Origin of the sequence: Streptomyces glaucescens (assembly GCF_002154375.1) — a bacterium.
Classification (GTDB): Bacteria; Actinomycetota; Actinomycetes; order Streptomycetales; family Streptomycetaceae; genus Streptomyces; species Streptomyces glaucescens.
This window is the reverse complement of sequence record NZ_MUND01000102.1, coordinates 1-4,084: the sequence shown is the minus strand read 5'-3', so window position 1 is coordinate 4,084 and position 4,084 is coordinate 1. Positions and strand designations below refer to the sequence as shown.

Annotated in this window: 1 protein-coding gene and 1 pseudogene; both read right to left on the bottom strand. The window is 73.4% G+C overall.

The features are described from left to right. On the bottom strand, positions 1–1,576 hold a 1,576-nt coding region (locus CCN42_RS07430; RefSeq protein WP_086733944.1), incomplete at its 3' end, for a PfaD family polyunsaturated fatty acid/polyketide biosynthesis protein. Positions 1,577–1,603: 27 nt separating this feature from the next. Beyond that, positions 1,604–4,084: pseudogene (locus CCN42_RS07425) on the bottom strand (hypothetical protein); the annotation flags it as partial.

Below are 4,084 nucleotides of genomic sequence, written 5' to 3'. Positions count from 1 at the left end.
GCACGGGGTAGTCGGCGAGGGCCGGGGACAGGGCGAGACCGGCCGCGCGGAGCATGGACAGGCGCTGGTGGTAGGCGGCGCCGGCCATCAGGTGGCGGGCCACGTCGGCGACCCGGCGGTTGCGGGGGGCGGCCAGGTAGGTGCCGCGCACCCAGGAGTTGAAGCTGCCCATGGCGGGCCCGCACCAGATCTGGTAGTCGACGGCCCGGTCCGCGTCGCCGGTCTTCGCCCAGCGGGACGCCATGCCGAGGTACCAGCGGTAGACCAGCGCGGCCTTCCGTTTGGGGTGGCCTGCGGCGCGGGCCAGCTGGGCCGGGTCACGGCGCTCGAAGTAGGCGGCCGTCTCGGTCCAGACGTCCTCCAGGGGCCGCCGGAACACCTGCTGTTCCAGTCGGGCGCGCACGTCGGCGGGGAGGTCGTCGATGCCGTCGTGGGCGCGGTACAGCTCGTAGAGCTGGCGGGCCCGCATCGGGAAGAGCGTGCCCCGCTTGAGCACCTGGAGTTCCACGCCCATCTCGAACATGTCGGCCGCCGGGGCCATCTCGCAGTCCGCGAGGTCGGCCTGGGCCAGCATCTCCTTGACCCGCTCGGAGGTGCCCGCCTCCACGCAGGACTGGTTGACCGAGCCGGTCACCACGTAGTCGGCGCCCATCGCGAACGCGGACCAGGCCGCCTCCGGGGTGCCGATGCCGCCCGCCGCGCCCACCCGGATCCGCTCCGGCCAGTCCAGCTCCCCCATCAGCGCGTTGCGCCGGCGCAGGAGCACCGGCAGCTGGGCGGGCAGCGGGCGGCGGTCGGTGTGGCCGCCGGAGTCGGCCTCCACGGTGATGTCGTCGGCGAGCGGCACCCGTGCGGCGAGCCGCGCCTGTTCCTCGTCGATCGCCCCCTCGGCGAGCAGGGCGCGCACCATCGGCTCCGGCGCGGGCCGCATGAACAGCTCGGCGATCTCGGTGCGCGACACCTTGGCGATCACCCGGTTCTCCGCGAGCACCCCGTGCCGGCCGCCCGCGCGCAGCCCGGCGAGCCGGTAGCGCACGATGTGCGGGGTGAGGCCGAGGAACGCCGACGCCTCCACGCACCGCACCCGGTGGCGCAGGTACAGGTCGACGGCGGTGCGCTCCAGGCGCTCCTCGCTGGGACTGTGGATCAGGTTGCAGGCGTACGGCAGCCCGGGGATCTCGGCGGCGAACCGCCGCAGGGCCTTCTCCACCGTCTCCGGGAGCAGGCCGGCGGCGCCGTAGGAGGCGAGGTAGCCGGCCCGTGCGAGGGCGATGACGAGGTCGGCGGAGGCAATGCCGCCCGCCATGGCGCCGCTCATGTACGCCTGCCGCACCCCGTGGGCGCGCAGGAAGGCGGCGCTGCCCAGGCGTTCGGGGCCCAGCGGCGGCACGGCGGCGACCACCTCGTGCTCCCCGTCCGGACCGACGGCGCCACCGGCGGCGGCGCCCAGGCCGTGGGGGCCGCGCAGGATGTACACGGGTTCGTCGAGGCTGGTCAGTGCCTCGCGGATCCCGCTGTCGCCGACCGCGGGGGCCACGGGTCCGCTCCAGCGCGGCCGCGGCTGCTCGGTGCTCATGAGGTGTCTCCTCCGGGGCTGGGGCGGCTAGTCGTGGTGGATCTCGATGCCCAGGTCACCGAGGCGGTAGATGCGCAGGTCCGACTTCCACACGTGGCCGTCGCCGGTGATCACGATCCGGCCGGGCTCACGGCGGATCTCCTTGATGTGCACGTCGAACTCCATGTCGGGGTCGTCGCGCAGGATCTGGCCGCGGTAGGACCAGGTCGTCTCCGTGCCGCGCAGCAGCGCGAAGCGCGGGTTGCGCAGGCCCTCGGTCAGTCCCGTCCCGACGGCGTACACCTGGAGCCCTTGCAGCAGTGCTTCCACGCCGAGCGAGCCGGGCATCACCGGGTCGCGGTGGAAGTGGCAGGAGAAGTACCACTCGTCGGGGCGGATGGTGCGGTGCCCGCGCAGGTAGCCCTGCCCGTGCTCGCCACCGCCGGGCAGCACGTCCAGCCACTCGACGAGGTCGAGATGACCGCCGGCCGGGCGGGGCGCGGTGCCCGCGGTGCGCTCCCGGAAGGCGGGCAGGTCGATCCGGCGGGTGCCCGGCGGCCGTGCGGGCCGGGCGTCCAGCCACGGTGGCACGGACTGCCCCTTGTCGAGGCCGACCTGGCGGGCGAGCGCCTTCTCGTTGAAGTAGCCGAACAGCGACTCGCCGGTGTAGAAGACCTCGCCGTCGCAGGAGAGTTCGTAGGCGAAGTTCTGCAGGATGGAGCCCGGCATCCGGTCGCTGGACAGCAGCGTGGAGCGGTGCTGGACGGTCCTGCCCCGCAGGTCGAGGTCCTTCAGCAGGGTGGCGCGGCCGTCGAGGTTGCGGATGCTGAACCGCTCCTCCGGGAAGGGCAGGGTGGCGCCCAGGTAGTAACCGAGGAGGATCGCCGCCTGGAGGCTGGACTCCATGTAGACGCAGTTCGGCATGTACGGATGCCCGTTGTCGGCGTAGTACCAGGCGTCCTCCGGCACGTCGTACTCGGTGACCATGACCGCGCCGCGCCGCAGCGTGCCGCGGGTGCCGTCGAGGCGCATCACCCGGTCGACGAAGAGGAAGTCGCCGTTGGGGATGTACGGCGCCCTGCTGTTCGCGTAGATCTCGAACTCGGGGCCCATCGCCACGGCCAGGTCGCCCTTCGCGGCGTGCGCCATGTGGAACTCGTTCAGCAGCGCGGGCTCTCCGGTGGCCGGGGAGAGCCGGCCCAGGAAGTGCGGGACCTCTCCCCCGGCCTCCGGCCGGTACGGCGTGCCCGGCTTCTCCCGCAGCCGGATGCCGAGCCCGGTGACGCTGATCGACGGGGTGCCGTCACGCAGCACGACCACGTCGGCGACGAGCGCCGGCCGGGGCAGCAGGGTCAGCTCGGTGATGTCGATGCGGTACTCGACACGTTCGGTGCGCGGGGTGATCTGGCCGCGCACCTTCACCTCGGTGGTCAGGTCCGGCACCGGCTGGAAGCGGGCGTCGGGAAGGGTGAGGTGCAGGCCGAGGGAGAGCGCGTACACCTCCAGCAGCTGCACCGCGCCCTCCGCGACGAGCGAGCCGGCGAGGACCGGGTCGTCCGGGAAGTGGCTGGTGAAGTACCAGCCGTCGGGGTCGAGCCGCTTGACCGCCTCGATCCGGCCGAGGCCGTGCCGGCCGCCGGTGCGGTCGAGGACGGTCACCTCGTCCGCCATCCGCAGCCGCCCGTCGGGCAGCCGCAGGGAGGGGTTGCAGCCGGGCGGCTGGCGGTGGCCCTCGCCGAAGACGTCCGCGATCCGGCCCTCGGCGAGGGCGTCCAGGTCGGTGGTGGTCAGCGAGGTGCGCTCGGTGCGGGCCGGCGGTTTGAAGCTCCGCTTCTCCGCCGGGGCCTGGGCGCGGGCCGCGCGCCCCTGCACCAGGCCGGGGCTGGCCTCCAGTTCCTCGTCGGTGAAGAAGCCCGCGCAGGCGTTGGTGAGCTTCAGGATCAGCTCGCCGTCGGCGTAGCAGTCGTAGTGGAAGAAGAACAGCAGGGTGTCGCCCTGGCGGACGAACTGGTCGATCCAGATGTCGTAGCGCAGGGTCTGCCCGGTGCGGGGCAGGTCGCCGACGAAGCTGAGGGTGCTGTCGAGCAGGCGGTACACCCGCCGGCCCCGGTTGGTGAAGTCCGCGCCGAGATAGCTGATCAGCAGCAGGTCGCACTGGCCCGCCTCGATGGTGACGGCGGGCGGCACCTGGCCGTCGACCGCGTACCAGGCGTCCTCGGGGACGTCGTACTCGGTGCGGATGAAGCTGGGCCGGAACTCGCCGGGTTCGGCGTCGAGTTGCGTCACCCGGGTGGCGAAGAGGTACGGCGGTGCGGGCAGCCGCACGCGGCGGGCGTAGCCGTCGATGCGGGCGTACCGCGGGCCGAAGACGTTGCCGATCTTGCCGGTGGCGAACTCCAGGAGGTCCTGCTCGTCCCAGACGACGCCCTCGGGCTTGGGCGCGCGGGGCGGGGCGGGCGGTGTCGACGGCTGGGCCGGCTGCGCGGTGGCCGCCGGGGCGATGGCCGGCGGGGCGATGGCCGGCGGGGC